This is a genomic window from Paenibacillus glycanilyticus (assembly GCF_023715145.1).
In the GTDB taxonomy this organism is placed as follows: domain Bacteria; phylum Bacillota; class Bacilli; order Paenibacillales; family Paenibacillaceae; genus Pristimantibacillus; species Pristimantibacillus glycanilyticus_A.
Genome location: NZ_JAMBNP010000006.1, coordinates 148,649 through 173,730, shown reverse-complemented (window position 1 = coordinate 173,730; position 25,082 = coordinate 148,649). Strand labels below are relative to the sequence as shown.

The 25,082-nt window shown below is 49.9% G+C and carries 24 protein-coding genes; 18 read left to right on the top strand and 6 right to left on the bottom strand.

Going from position 1 to position 25,082, the window contains the following annotated elements; genetic code table 11:
* Positions 1 to 12: 12 nt before the first annotated feature.
* Positions 13 to 960 carry a hypothetical protein gene (locus M3194_RS18150; RefSeq protein ID WP_251655497.1) on the bottom strand — a complete coding sequence of 316 codons (948 nt, stop codon included), beginning with the start codon at positions 958 to 960 and terminating at the stop codon, positions 13 to 15.
* A gap of 87 nt (positions 961 to 1,047) precedes the next feature.
* Entirely contained in the window at positions 1,048 to 2,205 is a 1,158-nt protein-coding gene (locus tag M3194_RS18145; protein ID WP_251655496.1) for a metallophosphoesterase, read from the bottom strand.
* Between the two features lie 171 nt (positions 2,206 to 2,376).
* Between M3194_RS18145 and M3194_RS18140 the strand changes: the two genes are divergently transcribed.
* The 3 genes from M3194_RS18140 (at position 2,377) to sda (ending at position 5,862) form a co-directional block, all read left to right on the top strand.
* A complete protein-coding gene (locus tag M3194_RS18140) occupies positions 2,377 to 4,536 on the top strand; it encodes a DNA topoisomerase III (protein ID WP_251655495.1) in 2,160 nt (719 codons plus the stop codon).
* Between the two features lie 123 nt (positions 4,537 to 4,659).
* Entirely contained in the window at positions 4,660 to 5,331 is a 672-nt protein-coding gene (locus tag M3194_RS18135; RefSeq protein ID WP_251655494.1) for a YheC/YheD family protein, read from the top strand.
* A 387-nt stretch (positions 5,332 to 5,718) separates the two neighbouring features.
* A complete protein-coding gene (gene sda / locus M3194_RS18130) occupies positions 5,719 to 5,862 on the top strand; it encodes a sporulation histidine kinase inhibitor Sda (RefSeq protein WP_251655493.1) in 144 nt (47 codons plus the stop codon).
* Here sda and M3194_RS18125 read toward each other — a convergent pair.
* Positions 5,859 to 6,107, bottom strand: a complete 249-nt coding sequence (locus M3194_RS18125; RefSeq protein ID WP_251655492.1) for a hypothetical protein — start codon at positions 6,105 to 6,107, stop codon at positions 5,859 to 5,861. The genes sda and M3194_RS18125 overlap by 4 nt on opposite strands.
* 85 nt (positions 6,108 to 6,192) lie before the next feature.
* Complete coding sequence (locus tag M3194_RS18120; protein ID WP_251655491.1) at positions 6,193 to 7,194, bottom strand: NAD(P)/FAD-dependent oxidoreductase; 1,002 nt, start codon at positions 7,192 to 7,194, stop codon at positions 6,193 to 6,195.
* A 354-nt stretch (positions 7,195 to 7,548) separates the two neighbouring features.
* Between M3194_RS18120 and M3194_RS18115 the strand changes: the two genes are divergently transcribed.
* Both M3194_RS18115 and M3194_RS18110 read left to right on the top strand, forming a co-directional pair.
* Positions 7,549 to 8,742, top strand: a complete 1,194-nt coding sequence (locus M3194_RS18115) for an NAD(P)/FAD-dependent oxidoreductase (protein WP_251655490.1) — start codon at positions 7,549 to 7,551, stop codon at positions 8,740 to 8,742.
* On the top strand, positions 8,742 to 9,002 hold the full coding sequence (locus tag M3194_RS18110; protein ID WP_251655489.1) for a hypothetical protein: 261 nt from the start codon (positions 8,742 to 8,744) through the stop codon (positions 9,000 to 9,002). Before M3194_RS18115 ends, M3194_RS18110 begins: the two co-directional genes overlap by 1 nt.
* A 394-nt stretch (positions 9,003 to 9,396) precedes the next feature.
* On the opposite strand, the gene hemQ is transcribed toward M3194_RS18110, so the two are convergent.
* Positions 9,397 to 10,143: a hydrogen peroxide-dependent heme synthase gene (hemQ, locus tag M3194_RS18105; RefSeq protein WP_251655488.1), complete on the bottom strand. Its 747-nt coding sequence runs from the start codon at positions 10,141 to 10,143 to the stop codon at positions 9,397 to 9,399.
* A 158-nt stretch (positions 10,144 to 10,301) separates the two neighbouring features.
* Here hemQ and M3194_RS18100 point away from each other — a divergent pair, with 158 nt between their 5' ends.
* From M3194_RS18100 to M3194_RS18045, 12 genes are all read left to right on the top strand, one after another.
* Entirely contained in the window at positions 10,302 to 10,589 is a 288-nt protein-coding gene (locus M3194_RS18100; protein ID WP_091185295.1) for a YuiB family protein, read from the top strand.
* A gap of 150 nt (positions 10,590 to 10,739) precedes the next feature.
* A complete protein-coding gene (locus tag M3194_RS18095) occupies positions 10,740 to 12,257 on the top strand; it encodes a replication initiation and membrane attachment family protein (RefSeq protein WP_251655487.1) in 1,518 nt (505 codons plus the stop codon).
* A gap of 23 nt (positions 12,258 to 12,280) precedes the next feature.
* Entirely contained in the window at positions 12,281 to 13,237 is a 957-nt protein-coding gene (gene dnaI / locus M3194_RS18090) for a primosomal protein DnaI (RefSeq protein WP_251655486.1), read from the top strand.
* 376 nt (positions 13,238 to 13,613) lie between these two features.
* A complete protein-coding gene (locus M3194_RS18085) occupies positions 13,614 to 15,356 on the top strand; it encodes a peptide-binding protein (protein ID WP_251655485.1) in 1,743 nt (580 codons plus the stop codon).
* Between the two features lie 119 nt (positions 15,357 to 15,475).
* Positions 15,476 to 16,447, top strand: coding sequence for an ABC transporter permease (locus M3194_RS18080; RefSeq protein ID WP_251655484.1), 972 nt, complete (start codon positions 15,476 to 15,478; stop codon positions 16,445 to 16,447).
* Positions 16,444 to 17,415 (top strand): ABC transporter permease, encoded by a 972-nt coding sequence (locus M3194_RS18075; protein ID WP_397334353.1) that lies wholly within the window; start codon positions 16,444 to 16,446, stop codon positions 17,413 to 17,415. Before M3194_RS18080 ends, M3194_RS18075 begins: the two co-directional genes overlap by 4 nt.
* A complete protein-coding gene (locus M3194_RS18070; RefSeq protein ID WP_251655483.1) occupies positions 17,382 to 18,407 on the top strand; it encodes an ABC transporter ATP-binding protein in 1,026 nt (341 codons plus the stop codon). The genes M3194_RS18075 and M3194_RS18070 overlap by 34 nt, the downstream gene beginning before the upstream one ends.
* A complete protein-coding gene (locus tag M3194_RS18065) occupies positions 18,404 to 19,393 on the top strand; it encodes an ABC transporter ATP-binding protein (protein ID WP_251655482.1) in 990 nt (329 codons plus the stop codon). Before M3194_RS18070 ends, M3194_RS18065 begins: the two co-directional genes overlap by 4 nt.
* A 224-nt stretch (positions 19,394 to 19,617) precedes the next feature.
* Positions 19,618 to 20,724 (top strand): sulfate ABC transporter substrate-binding protein, encoded by a 1,107-nt coding sequence (locus M3194_RS18060; RefSeq protein WP_251655481.1) that lies wholly within the window; start codon positions 19,618 to 19,620, stop codon positions 20,722 to 20,724.
* Between the two features lie 35 nt (positions 20,725 to 20,759).
* The gene (gene cysT / locus M3194_RS18055) at positions 20,760 to 21,602 is read left to right on the top strand and encodes a sulfate ABC transporter permease subunit CysT (RefSeq protein ID WP_251655480.1); all 843 of its coding nucleotides are present in this window, start codon (positions 20,760 to 20,762) and stop codon (positions 21,600 to 21,602) included.
* 13 nt (positions 21,603 to 21,615) lie between these two features.
* On the top strand, positions 21,616 to 22,500 hold the full coding sequence (gene cysW / locus M3194_RS18050) for a sulfate ABC transporter permease subunit CysW (RefSeq protein ID WP_251655479.1): 885 nt from the start codon (positions 21,616 to 21,618) through the stop codon (positions 22,498 to 22,500).
* A 52-nt stretch (positions 22,501 to 22,552) separates the two neighbouring features.
* Positions 22,553 to 22,774, top strand: a complete 222-nt coding sequence (locus tag M3194_RS18045; RefSeq protein ID WP_251655478.1) for a YezD family protein — start codon at positions 22,553 to 22,555, stop codon at positions 22,772 to 22,774.
* 56 nt (positions 22,775 to 22,830) lie between these two features.
* Here the strand turns inward: M3194_RS18045 and M3194_RS18040 are convergent, their stop codons facing one another.
* Positions 22,831 to 22,977 carry a YqzM family protein gene (locus tag M3194_RS18040; RefSeq protein ID WP_251655477.1) on the bottom strand — a complete coding sequence of 49 codons (147 nt, stop codon included), beginning with the start codon at positions 22,975 to 22,977 and terminating at the stop codon, positions 22,831 to 22,833.
* Positions 22,978 to 23,202: 225 nt separating this feature from the next.
* Here M3194_RS18040 and uvrC point away from each other — a divergent pair, with 225 nt between their 5' ends.
* Positions 23,203 to 25,077, top strand: a complete 1,875-nt coding sequence (gene uvrC, locus M3194_RS18035; RefSeq protein ID WP_251655476.1) for an excinuclease ABC subunit UvrC — start codon at positions 23,203 to 23,205, stop codon at positions 25,075 to 25,077.
* Positions 25,078 to 25,082: the final 5 nt, after the last annotated feature.

Here is a 25,082-nt window from a genome sequence, read left to right as displayed (position 1 = left end):
TTTTTTTTTTTTTTATATGGCTGTCTGCTGCTCCATCCATGAAGTGCGTTTGGTCTGCAGGCCGCTTAGAATTCCTTCGGCGGATTTGTACTCGGATTGCAGCTTATTCACGACGATTCTTACTTGATGAGCCGCTTCACAGGTTCTATCCTGCGTCTCTTTAATCCGTTGCTGCACGATCCAGTCGGTAATCAGTCCGTCGAACCAATAGTCGCCAAACTTCAGCAGGCCGCTGATGTCGACTTGGATGTTAAGATTTTGCTTCAGGTCTGCCAGTTCATCCCGAAAGCTCTTCAGCTCATGATTGGCTGCCGCGATAGACGCCTTGGCATCATCGATATGCTCATGCTTTATATGCGTGGAAATAAGTCCGCCGTTGCCCCAGGTATCCCAATCGCCCCAGTTGATTGCCTTGTCCAGACTGTTTATTGCAGGCTCCAGTGAAGCAAGCACCCGCCTGCCTGCGGAGAACGCTTCATTCAGTTCGCGGACGACAGCCTTCTGAGCTGTAATATCGCTTTCCATCGTTATCAGCTCGGCGGCTTTATCGGGCATGCTTCTTAACGCCTGCTCCTGTTCGCCAAACAGTCTGTAGTAATCGTTCTCGGCATTGCCGTTAGAAGTAATGATGACGCCTGCCTGCGTGATTTCCTGCTGCAGCAAGTCGCGTTCCTGCTGGGCTTCCTGAAGCTTGAGAGCAACGGCAAGCACCTGCTGTCGCTCCAATTCAAGCTGCTCGTCCTTGCTGCGAAGCAGCGTATGGAACAGATTCGTCAGAGTCATCTTCGTGAGTTTGTCCACGTCGGCCTGCTCTGACTCCAGATCCAGCTCCAGACGTATCATTTGCCGTTCCAGCTCATTTAATCGGGAGCGGAATTGACTTTGCCTGCGCACCGCTTTGTCCAGCTCATATTTGCGTTCCTTCGCTGCCATTAATCGATCAAATAAGGAATCTGTCATAAGTAGGAATTCCCTCCTGAAATAGGGTAGCTGATTGCAACGTTTATACGAGCGGTGGTTGAAAAGGTTTCATCTCCCGCGAGCCGCTTATTGCCCGGGCTTGAACGCAAGCTCGACCTGAATAATTTCCGAACGGCTGCCCAGCCGGAGCGGGGGTCCCCAGGAGCCAAATCCTGAAGATACGATAGCATGCAGGCTGCCTTTCAGCTTATAGCCCCAATCCAGCTCGAATATGCGGCGGGTTATCAGATGGTTGGGCGCCATTTGCCCGCGGTGGGTATGACCGGATAAGGAGAGATCAATGCCGTTTAACGAAGCCTGCTCCAGATCGGAGGGCTGATGATCCATCATAATAAGCGGAAGAGCTTTGTCTACATGGGCAGCAAGCTCGCTGATCGGAAGACGGCCTTCCGGATCGCTGTGCCTCGCGGCCAGGTCTTTGCGTCCAATAATGTAGAAGCTGTCTTGAATAAGGACGTTCTCGTCGAGCAGCACGCGAATGCCGATTGCGTTCATTTGGGCGATATATTGGTCAATATGTCCGCCGATATACTCATGATTTCCAAGCACGGCATAGATGCCAAGCGGTGCCTTGAGCTTGCTCATCGTGGCAGCCATGTTGCGGCGGATAAAGGGATCGATGCTGTCGTCAATCACGTCGCCGGGCAGAAGAATCAGATCCGGCTTCATCTCCTCCATATGGCGGACGAGCCGTTCGAGATGCTTATTGCCGACAACCGTGCCAAGATGAATATCCGAGGCCACCCCGATCCGGAGCTTATCGAAAGTGCCGGCGTGTTTTGGAATCGTCAGCTGGTATTTACGAACGATAGGAGTCCAGGCGTTCCAAGCGCCGCGAATGAGGATCGAAGCGAGGAGTACAAAGGTAATCGTGCCGACAGAAGCCACTGCCGTCTTATATTCCACGGAGGCGAGAGTCAGCAGCCAGACGATCAGATCCGCCAGCGGCAGAATCATCAGGCCGTATTGCATGACGCCAAACCAGTAGGAGCCGATGTGTTTCAGGAAATAAGCAATCTGGCGGAACGGTGAAGCCGAATGCTGTCCTAACCGTCCGATGATCCAGGAGAAGGAGAGGATACCCACGATAATGCCGTACGGCAGGGCATGCTTCAGGTCGAACAGCGTGGACAGGTATACCCATCCGTTCCAGCCGATATACCCGTTCACGAGGCTGAATAACAGAAGGAAAACCGTAATAACAGGAATAAATCTAGCTCTCACATGCACAGCTCCTTACTTCCATTTATAGGTTGAGTTCATCCGTGAAACTACTATATCACACCGGTAATTGCCGGGTAAAATAAGGCGGATTCGTGCAGCCGGCATTGGTCTCGCCGCGACTTTTCTAGTATACTTGTACAAGAATTTACGGTCTGGAGAGAGGGATTGGGAATGAAATCATTAGTGCTCGCAGAAAAGCCAAGCGTAGCAAAGGAAATTGCGCGCGTTCTCGGCTGCAGCAGCAAACATAAAAGCTATATGGAAGGTCCGGACTATGTGGTTACCTGGGCCCTCGGACATTTGGTTACGTTAGCAGAGCCGGAGGATTACGATCCGAAGTACCGGACGTGGAATCTTGAGGATCTGCCTTTGCTCCCGGACAAGATGAACCTGAAGGTCATGCGGGAGACGTCGCATCAATACAAGGCCGTGGCGCAGCTTTGCAAGCGTTCGGATATCGGAGAGATGATTATCGCCACCGACGCGGGGCGTGAAGGCGAGCTTGTTGCAAGATGGATTATGGAGCTTGTCCATTGGCGCAAGCCGTTTAAGCGGCTGTGGATTTCTTCCCAGACGGACAAAGCGATCAAAGACGGCTTCAAGGCTCTTAAGCCCGGCCAGCAGTACAATAACCTGTACGCTTCGGCGGTCTGCCGGGCAGAAGCGGATTGGCTGGTCGGCCTGAATGTAACGCGTGCCCTAACGGTTAAGTACAACGCCCAGCTGGCTGCCGGACGCGTTCAGACGCCTACGCTTGGGGCGCTGATCGATCGCGAGAAGGAGATTAACGAATTCCAGTCACAGCCTTATTGGACCGTTACGGCGGATCTGGGAGCCTTCCAGGCAGCATGGCGCCAGAATGATTCCCATGACGGCAGGCTGTGGAACAAGAGCGATGCGGAAGCCGTAATCGCACGCATGCAAGGGAAGAACGCCAAGGTCGACAAGCTTCGGACGACCCAGAAGTCGGAGCCTCATCCGCAGGCCTTTGATCTAACCGAGCTGCAGCGGGAGGCGAACAAGCGGCTGGGCTTCTCGGCGAAAATGACGTCAAACGTTCTGCAGAAGCTGTACGAGCAGCATAAGCTTGTGACCTACCCGCGCACGGATTCGCGTTATTTGTCGAGCGATATCGTGCCAACGCTTAAAGGACGTCTTGAGAGCGTTGCCGTCGGACCGTACGCGCCGCTGGCGCGCAAGCTGCTGCGGGGACAACTGACCGTTACGAAGCGGTTCGTCGACGACAGCAAGGTTAGTGACCACCATGCGATTATTCCCACCGACGAGTACGTGAATTTATCCGCTTTGAGCAACGACGAGCGCAAGCTGTATGATCTGATTGTGCGCCGTTTTATCGCCTTGTTCTATCCGCCTTATACGTATGATGAGACAAGCGTCGTTCTTGCCATCGGGGAAGACCGGCTGTATGCGAAGGGGAAAGTCCAGAAGGATATCGGCTGGAAGGAGCTTTACGCGGGCGGCGATTCGAGATTTGCGGCCGATGACGAGGACGAGGATGAAGGCGGACGCAGTGAGGATAGAAGTACACCGGAGCAGCTGCTGCCCGAGCTTGTGCAAGGCCAGCCTGTCTCGGTCAAACAAAGCCGCTTGAAGGAGCTCCGCACTTTGCCGCCGGCCCGTTATACGGAGGCCTCGCTGCTCTCGAAGATGGAGAAGCATGGCCTGGGTACACCGGCTACGCGAGCGGACATTATCGAGAAGCTGCTCTCTACCGAAACGATCGACAGATCCCAGAACCGTCTTGTTCCCACGGGAAAAGGCAAGCAGCTTATTGAGCTGGTGGTAGACGAATTGCGCAGCCCCGAGTTAACGGCGAAGTGGGAGCGGGAGCTTGAATCGATTGCGCACGGGAAAGGAGACGCCAAGCAATTTATGGCGGGGATCCGGGAGCAGGCGAGCAAGTGGGTTTCTGCGGTCAAGAATGAGACCAAGGAATACAAGCCGCATAATTTGACCCATTCCCGTTGTCCGGAATGCGGCAAGCTGCTGATGGAAGTGAAGGGCAAGCGCGGCAAGTCGCTTGTCTGCTCCGACCGGGAATGCAGCTACCGCCGTCAAGCTGAGCCGGCGCTGTCCAATAAGCGTTGTCCGCAATGCCATAAGAAGATGGAGATTCATAACGGCAAAGCGGGCAAATATGCGCAGTGCAGGCCGTGCAACGTTATAGAGATGCTTGGCGATAAGCAGGGCGGAAGGATTAATAAACACCAGCAGAAGAAGATGATAGATCAATACAGCGATAATGTATCGTTGTCCAATAGTCTGGCCGATGCGCTGAAAGCGGCCATGAATAAACAGAATAACGAGTAAGGGACAGCAGAAAGGGAGCCAAGGTATTTTATGCCTTAGCTCCCTTCTTTGGCGTGGACAATCATCCAAGAGACAACCATTTCTCCTTCATATCCTATTAGTACAGGAAAGGAGATTGATAGTATGGATGATCATCTTGGCCGGCCAGTCGCTGACAAATGGGCGAAGCAGGCGGCACTGCTCGCAAACCCGTCTATTGCCCCTCATATCCCTCCAACGAAGCGGTTTAACGCCGGTAATCTGCGAAGTATGCTGAGCAAGCATCAAATGGTTGTCATCAAGCCGATTATAGGAACAGGAGGGCATGGGGTAATTAAGGTATGGAAGACGGGCGCAAGCTACAGCTATACTTCCCATTCGACTACCCATGAATTTAAAAGCTTTGAAGCGTTGAAGTCAGCCCTCGACAAGAAACGCAAAAATCGCCCATATCTCATCCAGAAGGGAATTCGGCTGGCGAAGGTCGGCAGGCGTCCGATTGATTACCGGGTGAAATACGTGAAGACGGAAGCGGGATGGGAATACCGTTCTATGGTTGGAAGGATTGCCAAACCGGGGTTATTCGTCACTAACCTCTGTCAGGGAGGTACGATGGTCACGGCAGCGGAAGGGATACGCAGATCCTTGTCTCCTTCACTGGTTGAAGAGAAAAAGCAGCAAATGCGCGACTTGACCGTGATGTCGACAAGGATGCTGGAGGAAAGGTTCCCTGGAATCGGACAACTAGGGTTTGATTACGGGATAGACGTGAACGGCAAGATATGGATTTTCGAGGTGAATACAAGGCCTCAATAAGGGAGATAACCGCTTATTAAAACACGCAAGTTTTTTCTATATTATGCTTATGGAAAAGCGCTTGGCAGTCACTGAACTGCCAGGCGCTTTTCACATTGTTTCAGCTTGAATCTATAAGCTTATGAACAGATTTTCAATATATTCCATTAATGGGGGAAGGGAATTCGATTAAAGTTTTTTATCGGAGTATTGGAAAAAAAAGGCTGTGTATAAATGTATCCACATCATCCACTGTGTCTAATCCTCATTTTTCGACGTATATTCACATCTCATACACAGCCTGTCCACAAGGATATGTGTATAAGGAGGGCCATTGTTGAAGGGAAAAGGGCATGTTACGATGGGAGCAGCTTAGGAAACTTTAGGAAGAAAGGAAGTGTGCCAGTAATGGAGCTGCTGTCAGACGAGCTGCTGGAAGACACCTACCTTGCCGCGATTCAGTACAAGCTGGAAGACGACTTCATCCGAATGCTGCAGCTTGAGATGAAGAGAAGGCAAATTAGCAAGGCTGCCGCATCCAACGTCGTTTAATGGGGAGACCCCCATTCCGCAACGGCAGCCTCAACCGTCCGCTGACAGGACGGGCAGTATACAATATGTAGGCAGTTTTTATCATCGGCCGATTGATCTAATGAAGTCATATCTGTCTCTAGTGGCACGTAAGGTGCGTAAGGACCAATCCAGTCTGTCATTCGGCCCCAATCTTCCATCGCTAGGTCACAATTGGCGCAAGCCGCGTTAATCGGCTGCAAGCCATTGCATACAGGACAAAACATAAGGGTATCCTCCTTGGCTTCGTGCATCTTGCCTGCACTTGAATGAATCGCCAACGTTAGGATACCCTTGTCGTATTTATTTAATCTATAGCTTCATGTTGCTGCTATGACCCGGCGACAGCTTCGCTTCCGGATCAATGTATACCTTGGCATTGTTAATGGCCGTGGGGGCTTCTCCGAAGCCAACGGCAATCAGCTTCAGCTTGCCCGGATAAGTCGTTATATCTCCGGCAGCGAAGATGCCGCTGACACTGGTCTCCATCCGGGTATCGACCACAATGGAGCCGCCTTGAATCTCGATTCCCCATTCCGCAATCGGGCCTAGGGAGGAGACGAAGCCGTAATTGACGACTACGGCGTCCACATCGAGCTCGGTTTGCTCCTTTGTTTTGACATCGGTAAGGGTTACGCGGCTGATCCGGCCGTCGCCATGAAGCGAGGTGATCTCCTTGGGTGTCAGAACATTCACTTTCGAGTTCATCAGGTTCTCAACGCTGTGTTCGTGTGCGCGGAACTTATCGCGGCGGTGCACCAGCGTAATGCTCTCGGCAATGGGCTCAAGCATAAGCGCCCAGTCGACAGCCGAGTCTCCTCCTCCCGTGAGAAGAACGTTTTGGCCTTTGAATCTGCTCAGATCGCCAACAAAATAATGCAGGTTGCTCTTCTCGTACTGAACCGCCTCCGGAAGCTCCAGCTTGCGCGGTTCAAAAGCGCCAACGCCTGCCGTTATTATAACGGCTTTTGCATAATGTACGGCTTTATTGGTTATGACTTCAAATAACCGTTCGCTTTGTTTGTTAACTTCTGCTACTTTTTCTTCTAATAATACTTCCGGCTGAAATAAGCCGATTTGTTCAATTAGTCGATCAACAAGCTCTTGGGCTGTAACTTTTGGAAATCCGGCCACGTCATATATGTACTTCTCCGGATAAAGCGCCGCAAGTTGACCGCCAAGCTGAGGCATACTCTCAATGATCTTGACGGATGCATGGCGCATTCCGCCGTAAAAGGCCGCGAACAAACCGGCAGGTCCGCCGCCAATAATGATAATATCTACAAGGTTATCTTGCATTTGAACGGATGACATGGAAAGCACCTCCAAAAAAATGATGATCTGCTTCCTATTATATGCCTCCCGTTTCGAAGAAGGAAATATTTAATTTGTATGCTGCTCTAAAGTTTTTCGTATATTTTGCTCTTGAAGTTTAAGTAAAAACTATGTAATATTTCTGATGTATTGTATGTATGGCGCCGGATTTGGACCAGTCAACAGAACATATAGAGGCTGGCAACGCGATAGTGGGGCGTTCAATCGGAGCGATAATCGGACCAAAAAATGACACAATTCGCTGGTAAAGAAATATAGATCCAGCACGGATTGTGTAATTTTTCACAAACAAAAAGACACATAAACAAGCTAAGGAATGGATGGGATCATACGATGAGCAACATACCCAAAATTGTCATCTTAGGAGCTGGCTACGGCGGTGTGCTTACTGCGCTGCGGTTGCAAAAAGAACTTAACTATAACGAGGCTGACGTCACATTAGTGAATAAGCACGACTACCATTATATTACTACGCATTTGCATATGCCTGCTGCGGGAACGGATAATCCTGAGAATGCGCGCGTCAGCATTTCGAAGCTGATTGACGAATTCAAGATCGACTTCGTGAAATCGACCGTCGTGCAAATTCGCCCGCAGGACAAAAAGGTTATCCTTGAAGACGGAACTCTTTCGTATGATTATCTGGTCATCGGTCTTGGCGGCGAGCCTGAAACCTTTGGCATCCCGGGACTTGGCGAATACGCGATGAATATCCGAAGCATCAACTCTGTCCGCCTGATCCGCGAGCATATCGAGTATCAATTTGCGCGCTTCAAGCGCGAGCCGCATCGCACGGATTATCTGACGTTTATCGTTGGCGGAGCGGGCTTTACCGGGATCGAATTCATTGGCGAGCTGTCCGACCGCATTCCTGAACTGTGCAAGCAGTTCGATGTGGATCCGGCACTCGTGAAAATTTATAATATCGAAGCAGCGCCAACCGCTCTTCCTGGCTTTGACCCTGAACTCGTGGAATACGCGATGGACGTATTAACGAAAAAAGGCGTTACGTTCCGCATCGGAACGGCGATCAAAGAGTGCACGCCTGACGGCGTCGTCGTTGGCGAAGGCGAAGAGATCAAATCGCAGACGGTTATTTGGACCGGCGGTATCCGCGGCAACCGTCTGATTGAGGATGCGGGCTTTGAAACGATGCGCGGACGCGTGAAGGTCGACGACAACCTGCGCGCGCCTGGTCACGAGAATATCTACATCGTGGGCGACAACTCCCTGATGTTTAATCCGGAAGGCCGTCCGTACCCGCCAACAGCGCAAATCGCGATGCAGCAAGGCGTTGTATGCGCGCATAACCTGATTGCTTCAATCCGCAACCAGCCTCTGAAGTCGTTCGTGTTCAGCAACAAGGGCACCGTGGCATCGCTAGGCAAAGGCGAAGCGATCGGTATCGCTTTCGGCAAGAAATACAAAGGACGCATGGCGGCTTGGCTGAAAAAAATGATCGACCTGCGTTACCTGTTCATTATCGGCGGCATTCCGCTCGTATTGCGTAAAGGGAAGTTCCTGTAATGCGCCACGCCAGCGTACAGGTTGTAGGGTTGTTAAAACGAGATGAACTTGATCGTTACAAAGCATTGATGGAAGTTGGGTCGTTTCTGGAATCCCAACAGCGGCATGATTTGTCTTATATTGTTCAAAAGGAAGTTGATATTCTAATCCAGCCGGGAATCGAGCGGCTGAAGGAGAAAGGCCGCGAGCGCGACCGTGCGACGGAGCTTTATCTCGAACAAAAACGCCTCGGCCTTCTGGACGAAGAAGACGAGGATTAATAAGGAAAAAGGCTTTCGCTTCGGCGACAATGCCATTAAGTTAAGCTGACTTAATGGCATTGCGCTTCGGCGAAAGCCTTTTTTGTTTTGTGCTCGAAAGTCAGCTGTAGGTTCCAATCCCGGGTTGCGCAAATTATCTAACCCGATAACCATCAAGACAAAGTACCAGTCCTACGCTGTCTATCTTTCTTAAAAAATAACGCCACCGGAATTACCCGGTGGCGTTATCGGTCTAATAAATATAGGTTGACGATGCCGTAGCAGCTCAAATGATTCTGGAGAAACGAAGTGCTCGCCTTTGTTCTCGGATTCCAACCTATAAAAATTAATTAAAGAATCCGGGAACAACAGCGATCGGAAGAACATTTGACTGTGCAGGTTTCGCTCTAACCTATTACAGCGAAAGCATCGACTTAAACTTTTCATCCGTCAGCAAATTCCCGACGAAGAAATCGCCAAAATCCCCGTAACGCGCGCTGACTTCGTCAAAGCGCATCTCGTAAACGAGCTTCTTGAACTGAAGCGCATCGTCGGCAAACAGCGTAACGCCCCATTCCCAATCGTCGAAGCCAACGGAGCCGGTAATGATCTGTTTTACCTTGCCTGCGTATTTGCGTCCGATCATGCCATGGCTGCGCATCATCGTGCGGCGGTCGTCCATGCTGAGCATGTACCAGTTGTCATTGCCGGAGCGGCGTTTGTTCATCGGATAGAAGCAAATATGTCTTGCTTTCGGCAGAGACGGCTTCAGGCGGGCAACAACCTCCGGATTTTGCATCGGGTCGCTGCCCGGGGAATTCACGTAGTTGCTAAGCTCAACAACGCTCACATAAGAATGAGCCGGCTGCGTGAACTCGGCGAACAGCGTTTTGTTAAAGGCGGTTTCAATGTCGTTTAGCTCTTCGAGCGTTTCGCGCAGGTGCATGAAGACGAAATCCGCTTTTTGACCAACGATCGAATACACCGCCGTGCTTCCTTGCTTGTTCTCGTCCACGCTGTTCCATTCGGACAGGAAGGACTGAAGCTCGTCCAGTGCCTGGCTCCGTTCTTTATCGCTTGCAAGCCGCCATGCCGCCCAATCCATCGAACGGAAATCATGCAGCGCGTACCAGCCTTCTAATGTAATAGCTACTTCACTCATGGGTAAATTCTCCTCTCGTCGCATTGCTTTTAACATTGTATCGTATATAATTCAGCTAGAGCAAATGGCGGACTTGTGACAAATGGACAACGCTGATTGACTTCCTTATTTCCATTATTTAAACTGATAAGCGAGACTTTCCATAAGGAGAAGAGGACATGCTTCAATTAATTGTAGCTACGGTGCTGTTTCTGGTCATGATGTTTGGCATCGGCTTTATACTTAACATGCTTCTCAAAACAACCTGGTTTCCCATTTATGTATTTATAATTATATTGTTGCCGCTCGGCATCTGGTCGACGTGGGATGAATCTGTTTCGTTTGTCGATAATTTTACGGAGTTTACCTATGTCGATGTCATTCCGGTTATTGGCGCCCTGGCCGGGGCGTATGTGAGCGGCTGGGCCATTCGCGCATTGCGCCGCGGCGGTTATAAAATGTTCTAAATCAACAGAAACGGCTTTCGTTATCCCTGGCGGGATGGCGGGGCCGTTTTTCTATCGGCTAGCTCCTCATATTTCTAGTTTTGTATTCGTCCCCCGCCCTTCTTTTTATGTTAAAATGATAGAAAGTACGAATGAGATGGAGAGATGCAATTGCGCATCGGTAATTTACTGCAATTTACGGAGCATCATCGTTATTACATTTTTCGGGATTTTTCGCTAAGCAGCTTGGACTATAAAATGATGTCGCTTATCTATCAGCCGATGATAGGCGCCTTTGCTATTGCCTTCTATCAACAGTTGTATCATGGGATTACGGAAGGCACTTCCGGTTATTCCACGATTGAATCGCAGCGTAAGCTGTTCCTTGGTCTTGGACTGGATATGAACGAACGAGGCAGAAAATATTTGATCGAGCAGGCTTCGCGCCTTGAAGCGGTAGGTCTCCTGCAGACCTCGCGGGTTGGCATGCCGGACCAGGCGGACATTATGTATGAATATGAGCTGTCGCAGCCGCTGTCGCCAGCTGAGTTTTTCCGAAACCAGCATTTAACCCTGCTTCTTCGGGACAAGATCGGCAAATACGCGGTTATATCGCTTCGCGAATCGTTTGGAGCACAAGAGCCCGACGAGCTGGCGCAGAAGAAGCTGACCAAAGAGAATATTTCCGTTCCTTTCTATGAGCTGTTCCAACTGAACACGCAGTCCGTAGATCAGGAGCTGGAGCAGGCCTTAACGGAGGTTGCGCCGACACGTCAGGCCGCGCCTCGTGCGCAGCTTGAGACGGCGGGTATTCCGTATGGCGAAATTATTCTACGTTTTCCGCGCAATTCGGCGAACCGGAGTTATGTAGAGCGAATGCGAGGAAACAACGAGCAGCTTTCACAAGTCAATTATGTCGCTTATAAATACAATCTATCCGTAGCGGACGTATGCCGGTTATTGGATGAAGACGGTATTTTCGCGTCAAATGGCGATCTTATCGTAGACGAACTGCAGCTTCGCGCTAATCAGCTGTATCGTCAGGATAAGAAGCGCGAAGGAGAGCGGCAAAGAACGCTTGCCCGCGTGCAGGCGGCGTCCGACCAGTCGAATGAGACAGAGGAAGAGCTCGTCGAGTTTGGCGTTCAAGAGGAATATTATCTGCTTGTGCCTAGCCAGCTGGCGGGCAGATGCGACGTGCAGCAATATAACATGCTCATGCGGAACGAGCCGCATACCCGGTTTATGCAGCGGTTTTTCCCTGGAGCCGTACCGGATTGGATCGAAAGATCGTTTGAGCGGATTGATCTTAATTATAAGCTTCCGGCACCCGTTATTAACGTACTTATTCATTATGTAATCGGCATGAATGACGCACAGCGCGTGACGAAGACGTTCGTGGAAGCCGTTGTGTCCAATATGCTCGTGAAGCAGGTAGACACGTTCGAGAAAGCTGTTCTTTATGTACGGGAACAAGCTGAAGTGGAAGCCGATAAGGAACGGCGGAATGCCAGAGCAGCCGGACAGCCCGGCACAAGAAGCACTGCTCGGGGCAATACGCGAGGCGGTATTTCCCGCAAGCCGTCCATTCCTATAGTACAGGATGAAGGAGCGGAAGGCGCGGCTATTTCGCCGGAGAAGCTGGAGCAGATGCGCAGGCTGGCCAGAAAGCTGGACGGCAAAGGTTAGAACATAAGGCGGGGTGAAAACGAATGGAATCGCTTGGTGAAATGTTAAAATCATGGCCTGGCGGAAAGTCAATGACCGATCAAGCGGAACAAAAGCTTGGAGAGCTAATGGCGGACCCTCTTGTTGAGCGTCTGTTCGTCAAGCACCCTGAGCTGGATGAACGCGCGGTAAGAATGAACATGAACCGGGTCTATCAATATGTGAAAGAATACAAGAACTGCTCGAACTGCCCGGGATTGAACAACTGCCCGAATGATTTCGAAGGTCACTATACGTTGCTTTCTTGCGAGACGGTTAGTGATCAGGTCCAGCTAATCGACCGTAAGGTATCCTGCAAGAAGTTTCTGGCGCGTCGCAGCGAGGATCAGATCAAGAACCGAATCCGCAGCTTTTATGTGGATGAGACGGCACTGAATAACGGCTATTCGGCGGATGAAATTTTGTTTAATGATCCGAAGCGGACGGAAGCGGCCTATCAGATTTTGGCTTATATCGATAAGACGAAGGAAGAGGGGCTGCAGAAGGAAGGCTTGTATCTTGCCGGCAAATTCGGCACGGGCAAGACGTTCCTAATGTGCTATCTGCTTCATGAGCTTGCGAAAGCAGGTTACTCGGGAGCTATTGTCTACATGCCGGAATTCGTAGAGGATCTGAAGTCGATGATGCATGATCAGGCGAAGCTTCGCGAGACGGTAGAGATGATGAAGGAGACTGATCTTCTTATCTTTGACGATATGGGAGCCGAGAACCTGAATCCGTGGGTAAGGGATCATGTGCTGGGATCTATATTGAACTACCGGATGAACCGCAAACCTACTCTATATACCTCCAATTATGAGCTTGATGCGCTGGAGAAGCACTTTAGTTTTACGAGCAAAGACGGCGATGAGCAGCATAAAGGGGAGCGCCTGATGAACCGCATCAGGCCTTATGTAGAGGTTGTTATGGTGACAGGCGAGAATAAGCGGGGTCGCAAATAAGAGGAAGAGGCTGCACATTTGTTCAATGTGCAGCCTCTTTTTATGAACATACTTTAACTATTTACCGCGTTAATCTCTTGTAGTATACTTTCCTCAAGAGGGGGTGTTATATTATGTTACATTATAATGCTAGGAACACGCTATATGTATTTCGGTGGAAATTTAAATCGGCAAATCCTAACTCAGAATGACTCGAAAGTCTATTCCCATTCCTGATTATGGTAGTAAATTACCAAAACATCAACATATTTCACCAAAATGGCATAACTTCTGACCTAGTTTTCTGAAAATTAAAATAATTAAACAAATGAACTCGTATTTTATGTGAGGTAACATGACATAAAGTTAACCACGTTAATTAATAGGAGGAAGTTTGATGATGAGACGGAAGAAGTCTATGAAATTTTTATTTCTATTAAGTATTTTAGCGATCGTAATTGCAGGATGCTCTAATAAGGGCGGCAACAATACGAACTCCCCTTCGCCGTCAGCAACGACAGCAGAGTCGACGGCTCCTTCCGCAGAACCTTCGGCAGATGCCAATACGCCCGTACAGGGCGGTACGCTAACAGTAAGCACATTCTCCGATATCGTATCCGTGAATCCACTGTTTATAAGTGATACAGCTTCCGGAGATATGGCGTATTTAATGTTTGCTTCGCTGTATGACCTCGACCGCGAAGGTAACCTGGCGGTTGAGCCTTGGTCCCTCGCTGCGGAGCCCCCGCAAATTTCCGAAGACGGTAAAACCTACACCGTAAAACTGAAAAATACCGCTAAATGGAGTGATGGTCAGCCGATCACTGCAGAAGATGTGGTCTTTACTCTTAACACGATTATTAATCCTAAGGCAGCCTCTCCGGCAATGAGCCAGTATGACAAGATTGCAAGCATTGAGAAGCTTGACGATTACACGGTAAAAATCACGCTGAAGCAAGTATACGCGCCGTTCGAATACTCGCTGATGCTCACCCCGGTGCCAAGCCATATCTTGAAGGATGTGAAGCCTGAAGAGCTGCAGGCGAACCCGTACGGTAAAGAGCCGGCCAAGACGGTTACGAGCGGTGCTTGGAAATGGTCGGAATGGAAGGCTGGTCAATACGTAAGCGTAGAAGCGAACCCGGAGTATTGGTCTGAAGTGAAGCCTAACATTCAAAAGATCGTTTACAAAATTTACGCCGATCAAAATACCGAGGTTCAAGCCCTTATCAAAGGCGATGTAGATTCGACTTCGGCCATTCCAATTACGCAGCTTGAAGCAGTTGAGAAGAACGACAAAATCTCCATCGTTAAAGGTGAAGGCAAGGCAAATACTTACGAATTCATCGGCTTTAACTTTGATTCGAATAACTTCCCGGATAAATTCATACCGTTCGCAACACAAAAGAGCCGTCAAGCCATTGCTTATGCCTTGAATCGCCAAGGTATGGTCGACAATGTCCTGAAAGGCACGGGCACCTTGCTGAACGCGCCATTCCTTCCAAATAACTGGTCGCACGCGGGTGAGAAAGCCGTTAATTACGCATTTGATCCGGAGAAGGCAAAAGCTCTGCTTGCCGAAGACGGCTGGGTAGCCGGTAAAGACGGAATTCTGGTGAAAGACGGCCACCGCTTCTCCTTCGAGCTGCAGTATAACGCCGGCAACAGCCGCCGTGAAGCAGTCTCGCAAATCATTCAGCAAAACCTGAAGGATGTAGGGATTGAAGTGAAGACATCCGCCATTGATTTCGCAACATGGCAAGACCAAAACATTGTTCCTGGCAAGTACTCTGCGATTCTTATTGGCTGGTCGCTCAGCAATCCGGATCCGGATTCCGAAAGTATTTTCTCGTCCAAATACTTCACGCCAACTGGACTCAACAGCGGCTGGTACAAGAACGAAAAGCTTGACCAACTGTGGGTGGACGGTTACTCCGTTGTAGATCGGGCTGCGCGCTCAGAGATTTACGGAAAAATCGCAGAAGAAATTTCTACCGATCTTCCTTATATCTTCATGTACCAATACGGCAACCCTCAAGGTCTGGGACCAAGAGTGAAGTTTGCACCGGAGGATGCTCCGGAACCAACGCAACAATCCGGTTACTTCTATCACATCATCAAATGGTGGGTGACCGAGTAAGCGGCGTATAATCAATGATTTGCAGGCGAAGAGGGCGCGGCCCTCTTCTTCCCTGTGGATGAAGGGGATTAAGCTTACGAGGTATGTTTGCTCGGCAAACATGATAGGAGGATGGGCAAATGACCGAGTTTTTTATTCGCAGAACGCTTCAGTCCGTCTTGGTGCTATTTTTGATTACGCTCGTGACATTCGGGCTTATCCATGCAGCTCCGGGAGGACCTTTTCAAATCATGCTGTCACCCGGCCTTACGCCGGAGGCTTTACAGATGCAAGCACATAATATGGGGCTGGATCGGCCTCTGCCGATTCAATATTTCAGTTGGTTAGGCGATTTGCTTCAAGGCGACCTGGGTTATACGTTCAAAAATCATGTAGCGATTGGAGATATTCTGTGGCCAACTATCAAAAACACTTTTATTCTGATGGGTGTTGCCTGGCTGCTGACACTGATTATCGCTATTCCATGGGGCATTTATAACAGCACGAAGGAATACAGCCTCTCCGATCAAACAGCTTCCTTCATTTCGTATATTGGATTTGCGATGCCAACCTTCTGGTTTGGGATCATTCTACAGCAGATCTTCTCTATAAAGCTGGATTGGCTCCCTTTGGCCGATATGTATTCCATGGATAAAGAAGGACAGGTCGGTAATCTCTTGCTGCACCTTATTCTTCCCGTTACCGTTCTGACGCTTGGCTTTCTTGCCGCTTATGTGAAATATTCGCGCGCGAGCATGCTTGAAATTCTTGATCAGGATTATGTCCGTACAGCCCGGGCGAAAGGGGTTCGGGAAGGGAAGGTCATCTACAAGCATGCACTTCGCAACGCTCTAATTCCCGTTATTACGATTGTAGCGTTGGACCTGCCGCTGCTTGTTGCCGGCGCAGCATTGACTGAAAGTGTCTTCAATTGGCCGGGAATGGGCCGGTTATTCGTACAGATGGCGGTTGCCCGAGAGTACTCCGTTTTGATGGCGATTACGCTTCTAACATCTGTTATCGTCATATTAGGCAATCTGCTCGCGGATTTATTGTACGCGGTTGTTGACCCTCGTGTACAGCTCGGCAAGAAAGGAGGGAAATCGGCATGAGTGAAGCTAATATGCAAACGTCAGCCGTTATTTCTCCGGTTGAGGTACAGGCAGCAAAACCATTGGAACGCCCTCCAGGTCCTTGGCGTACCGCCTGGTCCAAATTTCGCCGCAATCCTTATGCGATGACGGGTTTGGTTGTCCTGCTTGTTTTTATTGTCAGCGGGTTGGCTGCTCCATGGCTGACCAAATATGACCCGGCCAAGATCGATCTGCTTTATGCCAATCTGAAAGCAGGTACCGACGCTCACCTGCTTGGAACGGATGAGATGGGCCGCGATATCTTTGCCCGATTGCTTTACAGTGCCCGGGTCTCATTGCTTGTCGGTTTTGCCGTAGCTGCTGGATCCGTCGTCATCGGAACTCTGGTTGGATCGTTTTCCGGTTATTTCGGGGGATTTATTGATACTTGCTTTATGCGTCTGGTTGACGTAATGAATTCCATTCCTTTATTGTTCCTCAATATTCTGGTGCTTGCCATCTTTGGAACGGAATTTAGTTATATGATCATTGTGCTTATTCTAACAAGCTGGATGAGTGTCGCCCGGCTTGTGCGAGGAACGTTTCTTCAGCTTCGCGAAATGCAATATGTCGAGGCGGCAAGGGCTATCGGGGTATCTAATTTCGGCATTATCTTCAGACACCTGCTGCGTAATGCAAGCTTTCCGATTATCGTAAACGCGACATTAATGGTAGGCGCGGCTATTCTTAGCGAATCGGCATTATCCTTTCTTGGTCTAGGAATTCAAGCGCCGCAGACGAGCTGGGGGCTCATGCTCAGCAACGCTCAGGAATTTATGCTTGTTGATCCGCTTCAGGCGGTATACCCCGGCGTATGCATTCTGCTCGTTGTACTTGCTGTCAACTTTATTGGCGACGGAATCCAGGATTCCCTGAACCCAAGGCAGAAAATGTCCGAGAGGAGGATCGACAGATGGCGGAAAAGCTTCTTGAAATCGAAAATCTAACAGCCGGATTCCTGACAATGAGCGGAACAGTCAAGGCAACCGAGCAGGTGTCGATCTCGATCGATAAAGGACAGACGGTTTGTCTGGTAGGCGAATCGGGCAGTGGGAAGAGCGTCACCTCCCTCGCTATTATGAGGTTGATCGATTATAGCGGAGGGGCGATCCTTGATGGCAGCATCAAGTTTCGGGGCGAAGACCTGACGAAGCGGAGCCAGGCGGAGATGATCCAGACTCGCGGCAACAAAATCGCGATGATCTTTCAGGATCCGATGTCTTCCCTGAACCCTGTCTTTACCGTAGGAGATCAGATTGCCGAGAGCATCATGCTGCACCGGAAGAAAGGGAAGAAGGAAGCGCGTAAAATGGCTGTTGACATGCTCCGGTTGGTCGGTATCCCAGCCCCTGAAATCCGGGCGAAGCAATATCCTCATGAGCTGTCCGGCGGGATGTGCCAGCGGGTTGTTATTGCGATTGCCTTGGCCTGCGAGCCTGACCTGCTTATTGCCGATGAACCAACAACGGCGCTTGATGTAACGGTACAAGCCCAAATTCTGGACCTGCTTCGCAGCCTGCAGAAGGAGCTTGGCATGTCGATTCTGATGATTACGCATGATATGGGTGTTGCTGCCGAAATGGCGGATCGCATTGCGGTCATGTATGCCGGTATCATTGTAGAAGAAGGCAGCGCCAGTGATATATTCGCCCGGCCGAGTCATCCATATACGGAAGGACTGCTGAAATCCGTTCCGGGACTCGAGGGAGCTCGCGGAGAGGAATTGTTTACAATTAAAGGGAACATTCCGGGGCTTAGCCAGCTTCCGGAGGGCTGCCGTTTCCATCCGCGCTGCCCGCATGCCAAGGAGATTTGCCGGGAGAAAGCCCCTCCGGCTTTCACGGTGAAAGGTGATCATCATGCCGCCTGCTGGATGTACATGGGAGACGGCGGAGAAGCAGGATGGACAATTGAATCGATTCCCGAGGTGAGCCGATGAACACGGATAATTTACTTGAGCTGCGTGGCGTTAAAAAATATTTCCCCATTCGCTCGGGTCTCTTGAACCGGGTTGTTGGTCAAGTCAAAGCCGTTGACGATATAACGCTGTCGATTCGCAAAGGAGAGACCTTTGGTCTTGTGGGCGAGTCGGGCTGCGGCAAGTCCACGCTTGGACGAGTTGTGCTAAACCTTCATAAAGCTACTGAAGGCGAGGTTAACTTTAACGGTACGGATGTGCAAAAGCTGACCGGACAAGAACTGCGCCGGCTTCGCAAGGAGATGCAGATTATTTTCCAGGATCCGTTTGGCTCGCTTAACCCCCGGTTTCTGGTGAAGGATATTATCGGAGAACCGCTGCGGCTGCATGAACGGATGACGGAGAGGGAGATCGACATTCGAGTCGTTGAGCTGATGGAGCTAGTCGGTCTTGATGCTACCCGAAGAAACCGGTATCCCAATGAGTTCTCCGGCGGTCAGCGGCAGCGGATTGGAATAGCGCGGGCTATCGCTTTAAATCCCCAGTTTATTGTGGCGGACGAAGCGGTATCCGCTCTCGACGTATCGGTGCAATCGCAGGTGATAAACCTGCTGATGAAGCTGCAGCGCGAGCTGGGGCTAACCTTCCTGTTTATCGCCCATGGTCTTAACGTCGTCCGGCATATCTCCGACCGGGTAGGCGTGATGTATTTGGGGAAAATCGTTGAACTGGCTCCTACGGAAGAGCTGTTCGCAAGACCGCTCCATCCGTATACAGCAGCCCTTTTGTCGGCTATTCCAAGACCGGATCCAACTCGCAAGCGGGAGCGGATCGTATTGCAAGGGGATGTGCCGTCACCGGCCAATCCGCCATCCGGCTGCCGTTTTCACCCGCGCTGCCCGGCAGCGAAAGCGAAATGCAGCGTGGATGAGCCGAAGCTCAGGGAGCTTGGAGACGGAAGACAAGTCGCCTGCCATTTCCCTCTGGAAGCAGGCTCAATTGGATAATGTTGCAAAGGCTGGGCTTGCGCCCGGCCTTTTTGTTTGCTCTCATTTATAAGATTGGCTTATACAGGCAATAAATAATTTCCAATTTTCTATTGACAGATGATTGGGCGTGCTGGTAATATTCATCCATAACCAACTAAACAGGTAGGAATAATATTGACTACCCGGACCACCGGATGCCTGACATTATTCATCTGTCAATAAAAATAGGGGTGTGTTGACTAATGAAGAGATTGGCTATTATCCGTTCGTTTGTACTTATACTTACGTTTACCCTGGTGCTTGCGGCTTGCGGCAATAACTCCAATTCGAATTCAGCTAACAGTGGAAATAAAGAAACTCCTGCAGCATCGAATGCAGGCACTGCATCTGAAGCTCCAAGCGAAAAGCCTAAAGATCCGGTTGAATTACTTAACGTATCCTACGATCCTACTCGCGAACTTTATGTAAAATATAATGAAGCATTCTCGAAATACTGGAAAGACAAAACAGGCCAAGAAGTAACCGTTAAGCAGTCGCATGGCGGTTCAGGCGCTCAAGCCCGCGCGGTAATCGACGGTCTGAAAGCAGATGTCGTTACACTGGCGCTCGGCTATGATATTGACGCATTGGTAGAACCGGGCCTTATCAAACCCGACTGGCAAACGAAGTTCGAACATAACAGCGCGCCTTACACTTCTACAATCGTCTTCCTCGTGCGCAAAGGCAATCCAAAAGGCATCAACGACTGGAACGACCTGATCAAAGACGGCGTTGAAGTCATTACGCCAAATCCGAAAACTTCGGGCGGCGCGCGCTGGAACTATCTCGCAGCTTGGGGTTATGCTCTGAAACAAAACGGTAATGACGAAGCTAAAGCTCAAGAATTCGTACAACAATTGTATAAGCATGTTCCCGTTCTGGACTCCGGCGCACGCGGCGCTACAACAACCTTCGTAGAAAAAGGAATTGGCGACGTATTGCTGGCTTGGGAGAACGAAGCATACCTGTCCGTAAAAGAACTTGGTCCTGATAAATTCGATATCGTTTACCCATCGCTCAGCATCCTGGCAGAACCTCCGGTTGCTGTTGTAGATAAAGTAGCTGATGACCGCGGTACAAGAGAAGTGGCTGAGGCTTACCTGCAATACTTGTATTCCGACGAAGGTCAAGAAATTGCAGCACAAAACTACTACCGTCCAATCAACGAAACGGTTGCTGCGAAATACAAAGATCAATTCAAGGATCTCGAGCTGATTACCATTGACGACTTTGGCGGCTGGAAGACCGCTCAAGAGAAGCACTTTAATGACGGCGGCATCTTCGACAAGATTTACACGCCAGGCTCGTAATAATGGTAACCATAGATGAACGGAGCTGACTTCACATGAAAGGTTCCAAAGTAAAAAAGTCTAAAAATGTTTTGCCAGGCTTTGGCTTGTCGATGGGCTTCACCATCGCTTACCTCAGCTTGATCGTTCTCATCCCTCTTGCCGGTGTGTTTGTGAAAACAACCGGCCTGAGCTGGAACGAATTCTGGGCGATTATTACGAATCCTCGGGTAATCGCCTCTTACAGAATCAGCTTTACAACATCCTTTTTCGCCGCTCTGACCAATCTTGTATTTGGGCTGCTGGTGGCCTGGGTACTCGTCCGCTACCGTTTCCCCGGTAAAAAAATTATCGACAGCCTCGTCGATATGCCGTTTGCTCTTCCGACGGCGGTGGCTGGCATTGCGCTGACGGCAATCTACGCGCCAAACGGTTGGGTGGGCTCGCTCCTTGAGCCGCTTGGGTTGAAAGTCGCCTACACGCAGCTTGGTATTACAATCGCGCTTATTTTTATCGGCATTCCGTTTGTTGTTCGAACCGTGCAGCCTGTCTTGCAAGACTTCGATAAGGAAACGGAAGAAGCGGCGGTTATGCTTGGAGCATATCGGCTGCGTACCTTCTGGAAAGTGATTTTGCCGGAGCTGATGCCTGCGCTGTTAACAGGGTTCGCGCTCGCCTTCGCCCGGGGAATCGGAGAATATGGTTCGGTTGTATTCATCTCCGGCAACATGCCGATGAGAACAGAAATTGCTCCCCTCCTTATTATGACGAAGCTGGAACAGTTCGATTACAAAGGCGCTACCGCAATTGCGCTGGTCATGCTCATTATTTCCTTCCTGCTTCTTCTGCTTATCAATTTCATGCAATGGCGGATTAACCGCCGTACGATAGCGGATTAGGGGAGGGATAACAATGGCTGGAGCTGTTACCGCGCATTTGTCTCAGGAAGCGTCCAAGAGGCCGAAACATATAACCGAATCGGCAGGCGTAAAATGGGTATTGATTAGTATCGCCATATTATTTCTCGGGCTTGCCGTTGCCATGCCTCTTGTATCCGTATTTATCGAAGCCTTCAAGAAAGGCTTTGACGTATACAAAGCTGCAATTACGGATCCGGATGCTTTGTCGGCCTTACGTTTAACCTTGCTTGTTGCTCTGATCGCCGTGCCGCTTAACGCGGTGTTTGGCATCGCGGCAGCTTGGGCGATCAGCAAGTTCAGGTTTAAAGGCAAGAACCTTTTAATTACTTTGATTGATCTGCCGTTCGCTGTATCGCCTGTCATTTCAGGCATGATCTACATTCTTTTGTTTGGTGCACAAGGCTTCCTTGGACCATGGCTCGACAAGCATGATATCCAGATCGTATTTGCTCTTCCGGGTATCGTCCTGGCTACCATCTTTGTAACGGTTCCGTTTGTGGCGCGCGAACTCATTCCGCTCATGCAGGCGCAAGGCGTGCAGGAGGAAGAAGCTGCCGCAAGTCTTGGCGCAAAAGGCTGGCAAATTTTCTGGCGCGTCACATTGCCGAATATTAAATGGGGGTTGCTGTACGGCATTATCCTGAGCAACGCCCGCGCGATGGGAGAGTTTGGTGCCGTATCCGTCGTATCCGGCCATATCCGGGGCGAGACGAACACACTGCCGCTTCATATTGAAATTCTCTATAATGAGTACCAGTTTTCCGCATCGTTTGCCGTTGCTTCCCTGTTAGTTATGCTGGCCGTCCTGACGCTTTTAGTGAAAGCATTGTTTGAATGGAAAACAAACCAACGCGCATCCCAAGAAAAGCTGGATTAATTTTTTTTCAAACTAATACCGAGTAAATCGGTTGATTATGGAGGGGTTAATAATGGCAAAACCTTTGGAAGTAGATCAAGTATGGTTGGACCGTATTCTTGAGCAAGTCAATGGATTGCAATATGGTTCTGTCAATATTACCGTACATGATGGACGTATTGTTCAGATCGACCGTACCGAGCGTACGCGCTACGACCAGCCGTCGCATAAGCAGCAATCGGATCCGCAGAAAGCAACAGGCAATGGCGAACAGCTTCGCGCAGTTGCTCAATGATTCATAACGAAAAAAGCTCCGTACCGGATATCCGGTACGGAGCTTTTCTGTGTTTGTTACGAGATGATGAATTTCACAATGACAGCTGCAGCGAAGATCACGGTCATGAAACCGAGCATACCGCCAAAGCCTGCCATAACGTCCATCAAGTCGTGGCGCGGTTCTTCATTCACATGTTCGCGCGGATCACGTACATTTTCCATTATGGATTACGCCTCCCTTGAAGACCATTCAGCTTATAATAGTATACCCAACTTTACGAATAATTGTAAAGCAATTGATTGACAAATATAAGGCGAAACATGCGTTCGATATGCTAAAATGAAAGAATATAGGTACAGCCGCGAGCTTAGGCTTTCGAAGTAAGAATCACCACAAACTGGCAAGGATCGGCCAGTTGTACGGTAATTCTTTTCAGGAGGGAGAACATGGATCAGCATCAACAGAATACAGCCGTCAGCCGGGCAGAAGCCGAAGAACTAATCCGCAACAAATTAGCTCTGCTTCCGGACCAGCCGGGCTGTTATTTAATGAAAAACGGGGAAGGTACCATTATATATGTAGGCAAAGCGAAGGTGCTGAAAAACCGCGTCCGCTCGTATTTCAACGGCAGCCATAATGGCAAGACGCAACGGCTCGTCTCGGAGATTCGCGATTTCGACTATATTATAACCTCAAGCAATATGGAAGCACTTATCCTGGAGTGTAACCTGATCAAGCAATATCATCCGCGGTATAATGTCTTGCTCAAGGACGATAAGACCTTTCCTTATATTAAGATTACGAACGAGACCCATCCGCGACTTGAGGTAACACGGCGTGTCGTGAAGGATAAGGGCAAATATTTTGGACCGTACCCGAATGCTTTTGCCGCCCAGCAGACCAAGAAGCTGCTTGACCGGTTGTATCCGCTGCGCAAATGCGGGACATTGCCGGATAAGGTCTGTTTGTATTACCATATCGGGCAATGTATTGCCCCCTGCGAATTTGAGGTTGAACCGGGGCAATACGAGACGATGGTACAGGAGATTACGAAATTCCTCAACGGCGGCCATGATGTAGTAAAAGTCGACCTTCAGCGCAAGATGGAAGCTGCGGCCGAGGAGCTGAATTTCGAGCGTGCGAAGGAATACCGCGATCAGATTATAAGCATCGATGCCGTTATTGAGAAGCAGAAGATTACGATGAATGATGCCCTCGACCGCGATATTTTCGGTTATGCGGTGGAGAAGGGCTGGATGTGCGTTCAGATTCTGTATATGCGCCAAGGTAAAATGATTGAGCGCCGCGGCACGACGTTCCCGTATTACGGGGAAGAGTACGATGACTTTATGACATTCGTCACGCAATATTATAGCGACAATCCGGCTTTGCCGAAGCAGATTTTGCTGCCGCTCCCGACGGAAGAAGATGAGGGAACCGAGGAGTCGTCGAGTGCTGCGGATGAATTCGCAACGATGCTTCATAATTGGCTGAAAGTAAAGGTTCTGATGCCGCAGCGGGGAAGGAAGAGCGAGGCGGTATCGATGGCGATCGATAACGCCAAGATTGCGCTTGCCGATAAATTCCGTCTCATCGAGCGGGATGAAGAGAGAAGCGTCCGCGCCTCGGAAGGATTGGCGGAGTGGCTTGGTCTGCCGGAGGTGAGACGGATTGAAGCATTTGATAACTCGAATATTCAGGGTACGAATCCGGTCTCGGCGATGGTTGTCTTCACGGACGGCAAGCCGGACAAGAAGGAATACCGCAAGTACAAGGTAAAAACCGTTGTTGGCGCGGATGATTACGAGACCATGCGCGAGGTAGTCCGCCGTCGTTATGAGAGGATGCTGAAGGAGGACTTGACTCCACCGGATCTAATCGTAGTCGATGGAGGCAAAGGACAAATCTCGGCCGCTCTAGATATCCTGCAAAATGAGCTGGGGCTCTATATCCCGGTATGCGGGCTTGTGAAGGATGCCAAGCATAAGACTGCGCAGCTGATGACAGGCGATCCGCCCGAAGTGGTGCCGCTGCCTCGCGACAGCCAGGAATTTTATCTGCTGCAGCGTATTCAGGATGAAGTCCACCGGTTTGCAATTTCCTTCCACCGTGAACAACGCGGCAAATCGATGATTGCCTCTCAGCTGGATGCAATCCCTGGAATCGGCGAGAAGCGCCGCAAGCTGCTGCTTAAGCATTTTGGCTCGATCAAGAAGATTAGAGAAGCATCTATTGAAGACTTTAAGGCTTTGTCGATTGGCGAGAAGCTGGCTGCGCAAATACTCGAGGCATTAAATGAAAAAGAAAATGAAAAGGAATGAGGCAG